At 47.0% G+C, this 15,456-nt stretch carries 15 protein-coding genes and 1 tRNA gene; 10 read left to right on the top strand and 6 right to left on the bottom strand.

Translation table 11 applies throughout. The annotated features are described in order from the left end of the window. Window positions 1-72: 72 nt before the first annotated feature. Window positions 73-786 carry a tRNA 2-thiocytidine biosynthesis TtcA family protein gene (locus DCMF_RS01720; RefSeq protein WP_148132833.1) on the bottom strand — a complete coding sequence of 238 codons (714 nt, stop codon included), beginning with the start codon at window positions 784-786 and terminating at the stop codon, window positions 73-75. 193 nt (window positions 787-979) lie between these two features. Between DCMF_RS01720 and DCMF_RS01725 the strand changes: the two genes are divergently transcribed. Continuing rightward, a complete protein-coding gene (locus tag DCMF_RS01725; protein ID WP_148132834.1) occupies window positions 980-1,216 on the top strand; it encodes a hypothetical protein in 237 nt (78 codons plus the stop codon). Window positions 1,217-1,238: 22 nt separating this feature from the next. Here the strand turns inward: DCMF_RS01725 and DCMF_RS01730 are convergent, their stop codons facing one another. Beyond that, complete coding sequence (locus tag DCMF_RS01730; RefSeq protein WP_148132835.1) at window positions 1,239-2,261, bottom strand: asparaginase; 1,023 nt, start codon at window positions 2,259-2,261, stop codon at window positions 1,239-1,241. A 125-nt stretch (window positions 2,262-2,386) separates the two neighbouring features. Here DCMF_RS01730 and DCMF_RS01735 point away from each other — a divergent pair, with 125 nt between their 5' ends. Further along, entirely contained in the window at window positions 2,387-2,671 is a 285-nt protein-coding gene (locus DCMF_RS01735) for a DUF503 domain-containing protein (protein ID WP_148132836.1), read from the top strand. 10 nt (window positions 2,672-2,681) lie between these two features. Here the strand turns inward: DCMF_RS01735 and ku are convergent, their stop codons facing one another. The 3 genes from ku to DCMF_RS01750 form a co-directional block, all read right to left on the bottom strand. After that, a complete protein-coding gene (gene ku / locus DCMF_RS01740; protein WP_148132837.1) occupies window positions 2,682-3,500 on the bottom strand; it encodes a non-homologous end joining protein Ku in 819 nt (272 codons plus the stop codon). 180 nt (window positions 3,501-3,680) lie between these two features. Continuing rightward, the gene (locus DCMF_RS01745; RefSeq protein ID WP_214659026.1) at window positions 3,681-4,799 is read right to left on the bottom strand and encodes a CotS family spore coat protein; all 1,119 of its coding nucleotides are present in this window, start codon (window positions 4,797-4,799) and stop codon (window positions 3,681-3,683) included. Window positions 4,800-4,885: 86 nt separating this feature from the next. After that, window positions 4,886-6,817: an aconitate hydratase gene (locus DCMF_RS01750; RefSeq protein ID WP_148132839.1), complete on the bottom strand. Its 1,932-nt coding sequence runs from the start codon at window positions 6,815-6,817 to the stop codon at window positions 4,886-4,888. Between the two features lie 169 nt (window positions 6,818-6,986). Here DCMF_RS01750 and DCMF_RS01755 point away from each other — a divergent pair, with 169 nt between their 5' ends. From DCMF_RS01755 to DCMF_RS01765, 3 genes are all read left to right on the top strand, one after another. Continuing rightward, a complete protein-coding gene (locus DCMF_RS01755; RefSeq protein WP_148132840.1) occupies window positions 6,987-7,742 on the top strand; it encodes a class I SAM-dependent DNA methyltransferase in 756 nt (251 codons plus the stop codon). Window positions 7,743-7,744: 2 nt separating this feature from the next. After that, complete coding sequence (trmL, locus tag DCMF_RS01760; RefSeq protein ID WP_148132841.1) at window positions 7,745-8,203, top strand: tRNA (uridine(34)/cytosine(34)/5-carboxymethylaminomethyluridine(34)-2'-O)-methyltransferase TrmL; 459 nt, start codon at window positions 7,745-7,747, stop codon at window positions 8,201-8,203. Between the two features lie 105 nt (window positions 8,204-8,308). Then, window positions 8,309-8,385, top strand: a tRNA-Pro gene (locus tag DCMF_RS01765). Between the two features lie 199 nt (window positions 8,386-8,584). On the opposite strand, the gene DCMF_RS01770 is transcribed toward DCMF_RS01765, so the two are convergent. Continuing rightward, window positions 8,585-10,939 carry an STAS domain-containing protein gene (locus DCMF_RS01770; protein ID WP_148132842.1) on the bottom strand — a complete coding sequence of 785 codons (2,355 nt, stop codon included), beginning with the start codon at window positions 10,937-10,939 and terminating at the stop codon, window positions 8,585-8,587. Between the two features lie 274 nt (window positions 10,940-11,213). Here DCMF_RS01770 and DCMF_RS01775 point away from each other — a divergent pair, with 274 nt between their 5' ends. The 5 genes from DCMF_RS01775 to DCMF_RS01795 all read left to right on the top strand — a co-directional run bounded on the left by DCMF_RS01775 (window position 11,214) and on the right by DCMF_RS01795 (window position 15,370). Beyond that, complete coding sequence (locus DCMF_RS01775; RefSeq protein ID WP_148137694.1) at window positions 11,214-11,621, top strand: ATP-binding protein; 408 nt, start codon at window positions 11,214-11,216, stop codon at window positions 11,619-11,621. Between the two features lie 609 nt (window positions 11,622-12,230). After that, window positions 12,231-13,964, top strand: a complete 1,734-nt coding sequence (locus DCMF_RS01780) for a uracil-xanthine permease family protein (RefSeq protein WP_236860162.1) — start codon at window positions 12,231-12,233, stop codon at window positions 13,962-13,964. Between the two features lie 237 nt (window positions 13,965-14,201). Continuing rightward, complete coding sequence (locus tag DCMF_RS01785) at window positions 14,202-14,447, top strand: hypothetical protein (RefSeq protein WP_148132844.1); 246 nt, start codon at window positions 14,202-14,204, stop codon at window positions 14,445-14,447. Between the two features lie 29 nt (window positions 14,448-14,476). After that, window positions 14,477-15,109: an IMPACT family protein gene (locus DCMF_RS01790; protein WP_214659027.1), complete on the top strand. Its 633-nt coding sequence runs from the start codon at window positions 14,477-14,479 to the stop codon at window positions 15,107-15,109. Window positions 15,110-15,151: 42 nt separating this feature from the next. Then, on the top strand, window positions 15,152-15,370 hold the full coding sequence (locus DCMF_RS01795) for a small, acid-soluble spore protein, alpha/beta type (RefSeq protein ID WP_236860163.1): 219 nt from the start codon (window positions 15,152-15,154) through the stop codon (window positions 15,368-15,370). The last annotated feature ends 86 nt before the right edge of the window (window positions 15,371-15,456 follow it).

Below are 15,456 nucleotides of genomic sequence, written 5' to 3' on the forward strand. Positions count from 1 at the left end.
TTTTTCTCCTTCCTGGTTTTATCCTGGCATAAATAGTGTTCCCATGGTCAATGCATGATATTTTTATTTTTTTTATCCTTGTAACCATTGGCTTTTTAAGGCGGTGATCAGGTGAGCCGTGCAGCCGGGTACCGCTTTTTCCATTTCTTCCAAAAGAACCTTCATGTCCTGGCGTTTCGTTTTTTTATCCAGGGAACAGGGGCTTGCCTGGACAGGGAGATTTTCTCTTTTGGACAAAGAAACGATGGTCTTTTCGCGTAGATAAATCAGTGGTCGAATTACCGTGATGCCCGAATCCGGGTAAACAATCACAGGAGAGAAGCTGGACAATCTTCCGCCCAGCGTGCTGTTTAATAAAAGTGTTTCTACGGCATCATCGCCATGATGCCCCAGGGCCAGTTTATGGAACCCTTGTCTTTGCGCCCTTTTGACCAGTGCCCCGCGCCGAAGTTTGCTGCACAAGGCGCAGGGATTTTTTTCTTTCCGTGCTTGGAAAACAATTTGGGCAATTTCCGTCCGTTCTTCCCATAGCGGTATGTCCAGTTGCCGGCAAAATTCGAACAAAGGACGGTTGTCCACCTCCCAGCCCGGATGGATGGTCAGGGCCGCCAGCTCAAATTTTAGATGGGAGTATTTTTGCAGCAAGGAAAGGATGAAGGTGAGACAAAGACTGTCTTTGCCGCCGGAGAGGCCCACAACTACTTTATCCTGGGGTTCAATCATGTGAAAGTCTTTAATGGCGTTCTTAACCTTTGTTAAAAACCATTTATCATCATTTGGATTCAAGTGGGACCTCCTTTATGGTTGAAAAGATCTGCCCGGCTTTCTTTTTATTTTAAGATAAAAACGGTGATCACACAAGAAAACCTTATCCGCAGGGGGCTGCTTTTCCTTCCTGCGGTTTTGAAAAAAATGGAAAGGATAACATGGGAGGAAGCTGAGCAGTCTAAAAGTAAGAATTTGTCGGGGGGAATGAAAGATGGGCGATATTTACCTGGATTTTCGGCCGGAAGTGACAGAGTCTCATTTAGAAAGCCTGGAACGTACGCTGCCCGGAATCAAAGGGGATGACTATGTTATGGTTATTTTGGACAAGGAAGAGGCCCACGAGGCCAAAAATGTACGGAAGATTCTTCTGCAAAACGGTTTTGAAGTATCCTCACAAGGGGCTTTAGGAACGGAGTTTGCCCTTACCGCAAAAAGACTGCTCCATTAAAAATCAGTTTGTTCAGTTTTTCCTAAGCCTGCCTTTGTCTCTGCAATACAAACACGGGATTAATTGATCCCACCACGATATCCCGGTGATTGGTGATTTTCGGATGGTGCAGGTCGGCCAGGTTTGCGAGCTCTTCGGCGGAGAGAATGTCTAATTGTTTGATCACTTCAATCACGGCGGGAGCGATGGGGCGATCGGCACCGTCTTCGATTTTCACGGCCACACCAAGCCCGAGCCGGGGTAATCCCAAACAGTATACGGCTTCCGCCCCTAATTTTGCCAGTATTTTTCCTTTTGCCGCTGTCATGATCCGGGCACATAATCGCCCGGTGCCTGAGGACATTTCCGGGTGTTTCATGATGGCCTGGGAAACGTAATTACAGGCAGCCTGACGGGTCGCGGACAACTTGTGAGGAGCGGTTAAACGGGCATAAGCGAAGGCCATGGCCCGGAGCGGTATCCCATACACCGGCGCACTGCATCCATCAATGCCCAGATGAATTTTTTCCTCAGGTATTCCGCTCATGCCGCTGATCGTTTTTAAATTTAATTGCTGCACCGGGTGGCTCAGATTTAAATAGTCTTCTGTGGACCATTTATGAAATACACACAGGGCCAGGGTGGCCACATGCTTCCCGGAACAATTATTATGCAGGGGAGTAAATTTCTTTTTTTCTTCTTCCATGTTTGCATCTGCCAGCATATTCCGGTGCAGGGGAATGTGGATCCCGCATTGGAGAGCTGTAACCGGTAAGTCGATTTTGCCTAAAATGTTCTGGATCGTTCGGATATGAAATTCCTCTCCGGTATGAGATCCCGCCATAATGGCAACCTCCTGGGGACTGAAACCAAACTGTTTTAGTGCGCCTGATTCCACGAGAGAAAGAATTTGAATCGGTTTAGCCGCGGAACGAAAAAATGTGACGATATTCGGATCCCCGAAACCGGACACAACATTTCCTGCGGTATCAACGACCGCAACATGGCCCCGGTGACAGCTTTCCTGAATCGGGCCTCTTGTCACAGAGACCAAAATATTTTCCATGGGGACCCCTCCTAAAACAGACTCTTTTTCTCCGGCAAAGGTTTGGGCGCAGGATAAAGGAGAAAAAAAGATACCGTCGAATATGGTATTTCAAAACAGCAATTATCCGCACAGAGGTGACTTTTATGGTAGTAGGTACCTGTACATTTGAAATGCATCTCAATACTTCTCAATCCTTGAAGGATAAAAGACGCGTCCTGAAAAGCGTCATTGAACGGGTCAAAAACAAATTTAATGTTTCGATTGCCGAGGTAGACCGTCAGGACAATTGGCAAATCGCCGTGATCGGGATTGCGGTGGTGAGCAACAACTCCGTTCATGTCAACCAGGTCCTGAATAATGTGGCTCATTTTATTGAAGATGCCAGCGACGAAATTGAGGTGATCCATGTATTGATGGAAATTATCTGATTTTGACCTGCTATTTTGCCGCTTTCTTTTTTACTCTCGGTTTTTTCTCCAGGTTTTTTTCATTTTCCGTTGCTTTCAGGCTGGCTTTTAAGGCTTCCATGAGATCCACCACATTCCCGGGTTCCCGTACCTGGGGTGTTTCAATCTGTTCTCCGGCCACCTTGGCCTCAATCAGTTGCATTAAGGCTTCCCGGTAGTCGCTTTTATACTTGGCGGGATCGAACCGGGCGGATAAGTTATTAATCAATTGGGTTGCCATCTTAATTTCGTTTTCGTGTAAAGGGACCGGGGCATTTAGTTCCGGAAGTGCCTGCCCGGAGCGGATTTCGTCCGGATAGTACATGGTTTCCATCAAAACCGTGTTTTCATAAACGCGCAGGCACACCAGGTTTTCCGTGCTTCTGATCGTTACTTTGGCAATGGCGATCTTTCCGGTTTCTTTCATCGCTTCTTTAAGAAGCAGATAAGCCTTTTGTCCTCCTTCGGAAGGAGCAAGATAGTAGGGCTTCGAAAAATAAATGGGATCGATTTCCGAGAGATCAACAAAGTCGATGATATCGACGGTCTTTGTCGTTGCCGTAGGGAGGTTATCCATATCTTCCTCATTTAAGATCACAAAGCGTCCCTTTTCATATTCATAGCCCCGGACGATTTCATCCTGGGATACTTCTCTGTTACAGACCGGGCAAAGTTTCTGATAATTGATGGGGGAATGACATTCTTTGTGCAGATAATTAAATTTAATGGTTTTACTCTCCGTGGCAGGAAATAATTTAACGGGAATATTCACCAGGCCAAAGCTGATGGCACCCTTCCAGATCGTGCGCAATTCGCGATCACTCCTGTAAGTAAAAGACTTAAGACTTTCATTTATTTTTCCTCAACCGGTTGAATTCATGCATATAAAAAAGCCCTGGCGGGCTTTTTTCGGGATCCGGGTACCGGTTAACCGGGAACCGGGTAAACCAATTAAATCTATATCACCTCACTTGCTGATACCCATAAAAACTTATAAATTCTGAAAGTATAAAAAAGCACGATCATCATGTGCTTTTATGCACAGGTATTTCTCCGCGAACTTTTTTAGGAACAAGTCCTGATCCTTTTGTTCGGAAACAATTTTCCTCAGTGCTTCATAGACCTTTTGGGAGGTGCGTTTTTTACCTTCTAAATAATGCAAATGTAAAGTTTGCCAGTATTTATAGGGAAAATAAAGAAGAATGTAAAGCAGGGTGAATTCTTTTTGATCCAGGGGAATGACGCTGGTATAACCATTGATGATATTTTCCGCGGCTTTCATTTTCCAATTTGACAGCCTCAGGCTTCGTCTGAGGAATTTGGATAGGTCGATGACACGGAAATCAAGAGTCAAATAATCAAGGTCAATAAGATGGATCTCTTGGTTGATCCAAATCAGGTTATGGTAAGCAAAATCCTGGTGCAGCAAGGCCACGGTGTGACGGGCCTGCTCAACAAAATCAAGGTAGCGGAACCTTTTTAAAAGGTGCAGGGACTCTTGGGCCTTGAGATAAAAAAGATGGTGATGTCTTTTGATCAGGTCTTCCAGCCTGCCCGGACGGGGATGGTGGGCGGCGGCGGTATAAAATTGAGTAAATTCGCTTACATGCTGGTGCAGGTCATGTTCCATCAGACCGCATCGACTAATCTGGTGAAAGGGAAGGGAAGATTGAAAACCTTGAGACGCTTGGTGGAATTGGGCCATCGTTACCGCAGCCTCATAAACTTGCCGTGGGTCGGACAGATCGCTTTCTTTTCCTTTGACCCATTTTGTCATCACATAATTTTGATTTCCTGCGGAGCAGAGAAAAGAGCCGTTTTTAAAAGGAACGTATTCTAAAACCTTATCAAACTTGTTTCCCCGTACATAGGAAATTCCTTCCGTAATAAAAGCGACGCGGACGGGACTCATCCTTGTCTTTTTCAGAGCGATTACACCTTGATCGGTATCCAGTTTTTGGGCCGATCTTACCTGATCTGTGCGGTAAATTTTGAAATCCAATTGGGAAGAAATCTCCCGCGGAATTTCATCCTGATGCGGTAATTCCTGAATATTTGCAGAGCGCTGGGACTTTAATTCCTTTTGCCAGGCTTGGAGCCACTGTTGCAAGCTGATTACCTCCTCCTGTGCCATCTCTCTAAACACTATATGTGCAAGAAGGGGTAATCGTGAGCAAGAGAAAGTCCTACTTATTTCTAAAGCTCTGCCTGTATTTTGGTATAGTTTAACAATCCTCCGGCTCGAATAATCCCTATTTGACGGGAAGAAAGATCGTGGGTCACTAAAAACTTTGTCTGCTTGGTCTGATTGTGTACCCAGAGTTTATTGGTTTGGGACAGCTGTGCCCGGAGGTTGGGAATCCCGATCAGGTCATCCTGGTCGATCCGCCCATAGTCTTCCGGATTGTCAAAGGTTAAAGGAAGAATGCCAAAATTGATTAAGTTGGCCTTGTGTATACGGGCAAAGGACTTGGCGATAATGGCACAGACCCTTAAATACATGTGGGCAAGGGCGGCATGCTCCCGGCTGGAGCCTTGACCGTAGTTGAAGCCCCCCACGATCACACCTCCGCCTGCTTCTTTTGCCCGCAAGGCAAAGGTATCGTCGATGCGGGAGAAAACGAAACGGGAGAGGGCCGGGATATTGGATCTCAGGGGTAAAATATTTGCTCCCGCCGGCATAATGTCGTCGGTGGTGACATTGTCTCCTGTTTTTATCAAAGTCATTCCTTGGAGAGCGCCGGGCATTTCCTTTTTTAGGGGCAGGGGCTTGATGTTTGGTCCCCGGATAATGTTCCCGGCCTGGTTTTCCGGGGAAGGAGGAATAATCATACTGTCATCTAGCAGAAATCTTGAAGGCATGGGCAGGGAAATGCTTTCTCCCAGGGTGCGGGGGTCCGTCAGGACCCCGGTTAAGGCGCTTGCGGCTGCAGTCTCCGGGCTGGTTAGATAAACCTGGGCATCACAGGTACCGCTGCGGCCAAGAAAATTACGATTGTTGGTGCGCAGCGAGACGGCGCCGGAATTGGGCGCCTGCCCCATACCGATACAAAAGCCGCAGGTGCATTCCAGAATGCGTGCTCCCGAGGAAATGAGATCTGCCAGTGCGCCGTTACGGGCCAGCATTTCCAATACTTGCTTGGATCCCGGGGCAATTCCGGCATGCACGGCAGGATGAATTTTCTTCCCTTTTAATATTGCTGCCACGGTCATCAAATCCTTATAGGAGGAATTGGTGCAGCTGCCGATGAGGACCTGATCCACCTTGATCGGTCCGATATCTGTTATTTTGGCGATATGATCCGGCATATGTGGTTTGGCTGCGAGCGGTTCTATTTTCTCCAGGTTAATTTCCAGGCGTCCATCATAGGATGCGTTCTCGTCGGCTTCTAATTCCTGCCAGATTTCTCCTCTGCCCTGGGCATGAAGGAAATCCCGGGTTACAGCATCACTGGGGAAAATGGAAGTGGTAATGCCTAGTTCCGCTCCCATGTTGGCTATGGTGGCCCTTTCCGGAACAGCCAAGGATTTTACTCCCGGTCCGCCGTATTCGATCATTTTCCCCAAGCCGCCTTTTACGGTCATGATGCGGAGAAGTTCTAAAATAACGTCTTTGGCGCTAACCCAGGGAGACAAGCGACCTGTTAAATGAACTTTAATTATTTGGGGCATCGTTAAGTAAAATGGTCCTCCCGCCATGGCCACCGCTACGTCCAGACCGCCTGCGCCAATGGCAATCATGCCCATGGCGCCTCCTGTGGGCGTATGGCTGTCTGCGCCCAAGAGGGTTTTTCCCGGGGCGCCGAAGCGTTCTAAATGAACCTGATGGCAGATGCCGTTACCCGGGCGGGAATAGTAGATGCCGTATTTAGCGGCAATGCTCTGTAAAAACCGGTGATCATCCATATTTTCAAATCCCGTTTGGAGGGTATTGTGATCCACATAACTGACGGAAAGTTCGGTTTTAACCCGGGGCATCTCCATGGCTTCAAATTGAAGATAAGCCATGGTGCCGGTAGCATCCTGGGTTAGCGTCTGGTCAATGCGAATGGCAATTTCTTCACCCGGTACAATCTTTCCTTTCAGCAGATGGGTAGCTAAAATTTTTTCTACAATGTTCTGGCCCATGATTCGTTCCTCCGTCTCCCTAATCTTTCAGATAGATTATCAGATAAAATAAACAGTGTCAACGGAACTGGGCCGGAATCAGGACAAGTATCTTGTATACTTTTTTTCTCCTGTTTTTACCTTGCGCATTTAAAAAACTATGGTAAAATAAGGTCGCGGGGTGATTACAGTGTCTATTTACCAAGGATTGGCCTTCATCTATGATCAGTTGATGGAAAGCGTTGACTATCAAGGATGGGCCCAATATATTAAAACATTGTCGAAAAGATATCATAAAGAAATCGGCAATGTGTTGGATGTTGCATGTGGGACCGGGAATACCAGCATACCTCTGGCCCAATTGGACTGGCGCGTTACAGGAGTGGATATTTCCTTGCCCATGCTGCAGCAGGCCAGGCGGAAAGCCGCGGAAGCCAAGCTTGATATCATCTTTCTTCAGCAGGATATGCGAAACCTGGAGTTGACACGGGAATATGATTTGGTGACCTGTTTCCAGGACGGGCTAAATTATTTGCTTACCGGCCCGGATTTGGAAAAAGCTTTTCTCAGCATCTATCACATGATGAGTGCCCAGGGTTTGTTTATCTTTGATTTGAATCTGGTGGAAAAATACTCTTTAAGTGCGCAAGGTGACATCAGTTTCGTGGACACGGAAGATTTTTGTCTTGTTTATGAAACATCCTACCTGACCGGCCAAGAAGTTTGGGAAATAAAAGTAACCGGTTTTATCAGAGAAGATCAGAAATATACAAAATTCCAGGAAATACATCAGGAAAAACAGCATCACTTGAAAGATGTGCAAGGCTTCCTGGAAACAACAGGATTTAAGGTGTTGGATGTTTTCGATGCCTTTTCCCTGGCTCCTCCTTGCGCCCGGAGCAGAAGAATTTTTGTGGTGGCGCAAAAGGAAGAAGGAAGGGAATAAGCGTGCATATTGTCTTGGTGGAACCGGAAATCCCGGCCAATACGGGTAATATTTCCCGTACCTGTGCGATTACCGGAACCTCTCTGCATCTGGTAAAACCCCTCGGGTTTTCTGTCGATGATAAACACCTCAAGCGGGCCGGCCTGGATTATTGGAAATATCTAGATGTTCATTATCATGACAGCTTTCCAGAATTAAAAAATAAATTTCCCGGGCACAGATTCTTCTTTGCTACCACAAAAGCAGAAAAAGTTTATTCTGAGATGCAATTCGGACCGGAAGATTTTTTAGTTTTTGGCAAAGAAACCGCCGGACTGCCCAAGGAATTATTGAAAGAAAACTGGGATCATTGCCTGCGTATCCCCATGGGGGTACAGTTGCGGTCGTTAAACCTGTCTAATTCTGTGGCCATCATTCTTTATGAAGCATTGAGGCAACAGGGATTTCCTAACCTGACCTAGTTTTTATGTCTGCTTCCCCTGTCTGCCCGGTGATAAAAACAACTAAATATTGTATGCCGATTCTAGTTGACAACCCAGTATCCCTGGGTTACAATTGAATATGCTCGGGATGTGGCTCAGCTTGGTAGAGCGCTGCGTTCGGGACGCAGAGGTCGCAGGTTCAAATCCTGTCATCCCGACCACTTTAAAAATCAAGAGTTGCGGGCTTATGCCCCGGCCCAGAAGGACATAATGTGCACCCTGGGTAGTTTAACACGGGGCTCTGTCATAAGTTCACTGATAAAAAGCGATTCCCATCATTCAACAAAAAAAGATCCCGTATCACAGACTAAGTGGTGCGGGATTGCTGTTTTTTTAGGCTATTTTCGGCGCGACCTGAAATTATCCTGATCGGCGGCATGATAATCTCATAATCTGATCTACCATTAAAGCGGCGCTGTAGGTTGCCGCTTTTTTGGCAAAGGGCGTGACGTTGATGAAAACCACGATAGGTAAAGTCCATTCCAGCAGGGCGAGGAGATAGGGGATGATATCGGTTTCGAAGATCACCGCGGTTTTGGCATATTTGCGGATTCGGCAGATCATCTGATAAGCTTTTTTCATCGTGGGGTCGTCTCCCGAATAGGAGAATGGAGGCGCCTCATCCAGAGAATTTACCTGCGCCAGGGCTTTCTCCAGTTCCAGAAAAGATACCAGGTCGGCTTCACTACCCATGCGGGTCATTTCGAATTTGAATATCGGTTCCAAACGGGCGAAGTCGGAGACGATATTTCTGGGCCTGGTCTCCGAAAAATCAATGATATAGACATTGTCCTGTTCATCCAGGAGGATGTTCTGCATGTTTAAATCCCCGTGGTTAATACCCGTATACCAGAGCTGGGAAACAGATTGGCGGGCGGGATACTCATGTTTCAAGAAATGATAGGGATTGGGAAGGGTCAAACCTAATTCCGGACAATCAATAGTCGCTGCCTGGGCTGAAATTCCCAATTCTTTTTCCGCCGCATCGAATATCATGGGGAATAGGGGCAGCGGATTGTGTTCCTGATAGGGTTTGATCATTTCCCAGCGGGGCTGGCCATACCAGGGTTTGAGGATGCGCGTAAAGATTTTATCGAAGAGCGGTATCAATTCCTCAACCGGTTTTTCCCGGAAGCGGTTGGTCAACCAGCTCAGATTACTGTCCGGGCCGCTGATGCCCACAAAGCTATAGCGCATGCCGGTTGAGGCCCCGCAGGTGCTCTGCCCCATAATGGTCGTGGAGTTGTTCAGAATATATCCGTGCACGTATTTTTGATGGTTTTGAATTTCTTGTTCAATCAGGGAAGTTGGCCCCAGCTTTAAGACGGTGGGCAGCATGCGGCGGTTATCATGATCATAGGCGCTTACTCGGAAGGGCTTGCCCGGGCTGAATCCCCCGGTCAATGGTTCCAGAACCACACGGCAGGCATCGGTATAAAGCCGGCGGGTAATGATCTCCCATTCTTCCGGGAAGGTTATGTCTCCTTTTACTTCGACCTGCAATTGTTTTTCTTTCCCGGAGCGTATTTGCCCGGGAATAAAGAACCAGACCCGTCCTTCGGTGAGGGCTGCATTCTCATCCGCCATCATTACATCCTGCATTAATTCCAGGTCTGTGCAGTACTTCATGACCTCCCCGGGCATTTGAATATTGTTCCAGTCAAGCAGGTCTGTGAACAAAAGAACGTTGCCCAGGAAAAATTCTTCTCCCGGTTTTATTCCCCGCTGGGCCAGGAAGATGGAGAGATGTTCATCCGCTTTCCAGCCTGCATCAGCACCGAGGCCAAACAGCATCATGGTTTGCGGTCCAGCCAGTTCCCGGCCGAGGGGCCGGTTATTGATCAAGTCCTCGTAATTATGATAATAGCTTGCACTACCCGGTTGAATCTGCCCTAGGACTACCAAGCCCAGCAGAGCGGCATCCTGCCCCTTTTCCCGAAGTTTGGCAATAATCAGATTTTGGATTTCGCGCACATGAACCGGCCTGCCCGGCGGCAAGTCCAGCTTCCCCCAGGGCTGCCCGCTGAAGCCTGCTGCGGCGGCAACGTACATAAGAGCTTCCCGGGGATCTTTAACCACCATAAAATCCGGCTGGTTATATGTATCCGCCGGCAATACACCTGCCATTTTCTCCAGGGCAATAAACGACCCTAGTCCTTCAAAGGCGCTAACCCGGTCAAAACCCAGTCCCCCTATCCCCCAGGCCATATTAAGATCCTCCAGGCTGGCGGTCATGAGCTCGGCACTGGTTAAATTCCGTAGGGAGGCGCTTTTAAGAGGATTCCAGATATCCAGGTAACATGATTGTGCCGCCAGACTCTGCCAGGTGCATTCCCGGTTTAAGGCGTTAAAACTATGGGCATTGTCTAACGAGTACTCCTTATTTATTGAGGCCAGAGCCTCGGACATCTCTTTGGCCTGTCCGAATAGCTGTAAGACTCCGGTGGTTTCCAGGACTAATTTGACATCACGGTTTAACCCGATCAGGATAAGCTTACCTCCAACCCCAATGATCTTTTTGCCGTATTTAATCAGGGAGCGAATTCCGGCGCTGGATAAATAGACAACATGAGTAAAATCGATGAGCCATTGTTTTTCATCTTTAATGCGGGCTTCCACTTCCTGATCAAAAAGCTGGGCGCCCAAGCCGTCAAACCGCCCCTGCAGGTAAATCCGGGCGATGTCTTCCTGTGTGGCGACAGAAACTTCAAGCACGGTCTATTCTCCTTTCGACTTTTTTAAAGATGTTCGCTTTCATTTACTAAAAACCTTTTGAACGTAAAAAAATTGCTATAATTATCCATGGGATTAAGCAAAAACTGTTATAATTATTCAAGGAGATTTAAGATATGACAGCCTTGCTTGAGGGTGAGCAAAATGTGCAATCCATTAGCCGGAAAAATTTAGACGAGGAGGATTTATATATGAAAAAAAGGCTGGGAAAAATAAGTTTGAAGAGATCTGACCGGGAGGGATGAATTTGAAACATGTGCATGTTTGCTTGAAAAATAAGCTTGAAGAGATTCCAACCCTGGCCCAGACCATTGAGGATTTCGCCGCCGCCAATAATCTGCCGGACCAGCCGATTTTTCAAGTGAATCTATGCTTGGATGAATTGCTGACCAATACCATCAGCTATGGTTTCCCGGAGGGCGGCGAACACGAAATCACGGTGGAAATCGATCTGCAGGGGAAAACGCTGGTGATTGCAACCCGTGATGACGGACTGGCCTTCAATCCCCTGGAACAGTCGGAGCCGGATACGGGTCAGAGCCTTGAAGAGCGGCCGATTGGAGGCCTGGGCATTCATCTGGTGCGCACTATGATGGACGAAATTGAGTACCGGTATGAGTCAGGCCAAAATGTGCTGGTAATGAAAAAACAGATCAAGAATTAATCGGATTCGTTTTATGCTCCTTGAGATATATTTCCAATAAGGTAATCATGGGCGCCAGCTCATCGACAAAGTTTTGTACTAAGGTACAGTATACATTATAATAGTAATTTGCTAATATAGAAATGATAGGCATTGCTGGTCGGCCTTTGCAAAAAAGCCGGCTGATTTAACCTGACTAACTTGGCTTACTCTGTATTCGCAGTTCTAAGGTTTGGTAAAAAGCAACCAAACCTTAGAACTTGCTTCAGTCTCCCGCCATCAGCGGTCAGGGGACACACTCATTGGGGACATTCCTCTGTAAGAGGTGTGTCCCCTGACCGCTATAGGAATGTCCCCAAATATGCGGGAGTCCAACGCCAACTAAGTCATGCATTTGCAGTTCTCACGCTGTATTAGCAGTTCTAAAACTTGCTAAGAAAACCACTTAGCAAGTTAAGAACTTGCGTCAAAATTCGGATGGAGTAAAAGAATCTCCATCTGAATTAAGAACTTGCTTTAATGAAGGGCAGGCGGAGAGGCCTCTGATAGCCGCCCTGGTCCGTGAATAGAAGGGGTTCCCGGATGAAAACATAACCCGTCGGACGGATTAATTGCGTTCATTTTGAAGGAGTGATTTTATTGTCCGGCAAAGCACCCGTTAAACCGCTCAACATTCTCTACGGCGTTGACGACAAGCCGCCCCCGGTCATGACCCTGGTGCTGGCTATCCAGCATGTCTTACTCTTGACCGGCAACTTTATATTTCCGGTCTTAATCGTCCAGTCTGTCCAAGGGCCCGGCGAGGTTACTCAAGGGATGATCAGTATGTCGATGATAGCCGGAGGGGTAGCTGCTATTATCCAGGCTTTAAATAAAGGGCCGGTCGGCTCCGGTTATCTTGTGACGGAGGGAGGGAGCGAACCGTATCTTCCGGCTGCTTTCCTGGCCGTCCAAACCGGTGGTTATCCCTTATTGTTCGGCATGACGATGGTTGCGGGCGTGTTCCAGGCTTTTATATCCCGCATTATTAAGCGAATCCGATTTCTGTTTCCGCCGGAAGTCACCGGTGTGGTGGTTTTTATGGTTGGGGCCAGCATTGTTCCCGTTGCCGTAAGACTCTTTCTGGGCGTGGACGGCATGGCTGCCCCTGTTATAACGCCTCCCGGTCTGATTGTCGGCATAATTACCTTCGCTGTTATCGTGGGAACGAACATCTGGGGAAGGGGAAACCTGCAGCAATACTGTATGATTATCGGGATTATTGCCGGGTACATTTTGTCCTACTTTTTCGGTTTTTTCACACCGGATAATTTTGCCCAGCTTCGTCAGTCTCCCTGGCTGGACTTGCCTAATGTCGGCTACCTCGGCTGGTCCTTTGACATCCGGATTTTGGTTCCTTTTTTAATTGCCGCGGTCTGTGCTTCATTAAAATGTGTCGGTGACCTTACCACCTGCCAAAAGATCAACGACGCCAATTGGAAACGCCCGGAAATGAATAATATCAGCAAAGGAATCCTGGCTGAAGCGGTCAAAACTGTTTTCGGGGCCCTAACCGGCGGCCTGGCCCATACCACATCGTCCTCCAATATCGGTCTTTCCCTGGCTACCGGGGCTACCAGCCGTGTCATTGCCTATGTTACCGGCGGTCTCATGATTCTCATGGCCTTTTTCCCTAAAATGGCCGCCTTCTTTGCCGTTATGCCCCAGCCGGTGATGGGAGCGAGTTTGATCTTTTGTATCACTTTTATGCTTTTATCCGGCATTCAGATCATTTTGTCCCGCATGATTGATACCCGTAAGACCATTGTGATCGGCACCGCGATCGCATTCGGGATCAGCGTGGATATGATGCCGGGCTTATACAGCAATCTGCCTGCTGCCTTGCAGCCTCTTTTCAGTTCTTCCCTGACAGTAGCTACGCTGACCGTTCTTATTTTGAATCTTATTTTCCGCATTGGCATCGCCCAGAAGAAAACAATCCAACTGTTTCCGGGGGAAGAGAATAATAAAAAGATTTTCGATTTTATGGAAACCCAGGGCGGCGCCTGGGCGGCCCGGCGCGAAGTTGTACTCCGGGCGGCAGCGGCTATGAACGAATTTATCGAATCGGCAGCTTCCCTGGAATTATCTGCCGAACCTATCGCCATGGAAGTGGTATTTGATGAGTTTAATCTGGATATTAACATTTCTTACTGCGGCATATTGATGGAATTTCCCCAGATACGCCCGGGTGAGCAGGATTTATTGGCAGATGAAAACGCCTTTATAAAACTTTCGGGATATTTAATGCGCCATTACGCCGACCGGATCAAGTCGGAATACAAAGACGGCAGGTGTTTCATTCAGTTCCATTTTGACCACTAAGCTATCTTTAATGCGGGCTTGGCATAAAGACACAGGTAATGGAGGGAGGACGGAAATAGGTCCTCTTTTTTGTTGCTTTTGGGGATCCCCCTTAACCCGGTACTTTTTTAAACCTAAATGGGATGGTGACCCGGGATATCTGGTACTGTTTATTTTCAGGGCATTTATGCTAAAATAAAATTACAGGTAGCTTTTGGGAGATAGTTCGGCCAAGAAATAACGGGTAAGGAGAACGATATGAAAATCAGGATCGCCAAAAAAAACAAAAGAAACACCACAATTTATGGTTATTTAGGATTTTTAGGTTTTATGGGGTTTCAAGCTTTTTTAGCCGATAATCCCTGGCTCTTATTTTTTTTCTGTTATTTTGGCTTTTTTTCCTATTTCGGACACTACAACCAAAGGTTGAAGTATCTGGGATTTCTCGGGATGATTGGATTAATCGTTGGCATACTAGGTGTCACAGGCATCATCAAGGTGTAAGGACCCTGCTGTGAAAAAGGAAGATGATCATGGAAAAATTTCTTACGCTCCATAAATATGGCGAAGCGAGACTGATAGAAAAAAAGTCCCTATTCATTGGACAGGCTGCTCCCGCATTAAATGAAAGAGAGGCTTTAGACTTTATTGATCATGTTAAAGAAAAATACCATGATGCCCATCACCATGCTTTTGCCTACCTGATCGGAGAAAATGAAGAAATACAACGATATCATGATGGAGGAGAACCGTCCGGGACCGCAGGACGACCGGTATTTGAAATGATAAGAACCGGGCAGCTTACAAATGTTGTGATCGTCGTAACCCGGTATTTTGGCGGCACTTTATTAGGAACAGGAGGATTGGTGCGGGCTTACGGGACCGCGGCCCATCAAGCAGTGCAAAAGGCGGGGATCATTGAAAAAGCTTTGGGCCGGGAAATTTTTACGGAGATTGAATATCATTTGGAGGGCAAAGTCCGGAACTATCTTTCCCGTGCGGGAGTTTTCCTCAAGAGCATTTCCTATGCCGATAAAGTGTACATAGTCTGTTATCTGAAAGCTGCTGAAGTGGAAAGCTTTCTGGAGGACTTAAATGATATCTCCCATGGTTCAGCAAAAATTGATTTGGGCAATGAATTATTTTTTAACCTCCATGAAGAATGAAAAACGACTCCCCGGGCAAAGATATCGGGGGAGGTGCAGAGCTTGGATACACAAATTAATCCGTCCAGAAAAAGTAGGGTGAAAAAGACCCCTGATCATGTGGAAAAATTAAAGCTGGAGATTGCAGAAGAACTTGGTTTGTTGGACAAAGTGAGAACATCCGGTTGGGCCGGCTTAAGTGCGGCAGAAACCGGGAAAATAGGAGGACTGCTGACAAAAAGGATGAGAGGGCAGCAAGTAAAAAAAGATTATCCTAATTAAGCGAAATTTCAGCCAGGTAAAAAGATGTGCTCACGTGCGAGTGCATTTTTTTATGTGCGCATGGGATGAGAAATAAAAGTCGCCTG

The organism is Candidatus Formimonas warabiya, from assembly GCF_002777255.1.
Taxonomy (GTDB): Bacteria; Bacillota; Dehalobacteriia; order Dehalobacteriales; family Dehalobacteriaceae; genus Formimonas; species Formimonas warabiya.

Coding starts and splice junctions, on each gene's coding strand:
- DCMF_RS01725 (WP_148132834.1), top strand. CDS start 980: ATGGGCGATATTTACCTGGATTTTCGGCCGGAAGTGACAGAGTCTCAT.
- DCMF_RS01730 (WP_148132835.1), bottom strand. CDS start 2,261: ATGGAAAATATTTTGGTCTCTGTGACAAGAGGCCCGATTCAGGAAAGC.
- DCMF_RS01735 (WP_148132836.1), top strand. CDS start 2,387: ATGGTAGTAGGTACCTGTACATTTGAAATGCATCTCAATACTTCTCAA.
- DCMF_RS01750 (WP_148132839.1), bottom strand. CDS start 6,817: ATGGGCCAGAACATTGTAGAAAAAATTTTAGCTACCCATCTGCTGAAA.
- DCMF_RS01785 (WP_148132844.1), top strand. CDS start 14,202: ATGAAAATCAGGATCGCCAAAAAAAACAAAAGAAACACCACAATTTAT.
- DCMF_RS01790 (WP_214659027.1), top strand. CDS start 14,477: ATGGAAAAATTTCTTACGCTCCATAAATATGGCGAAGCGAGACTGATA.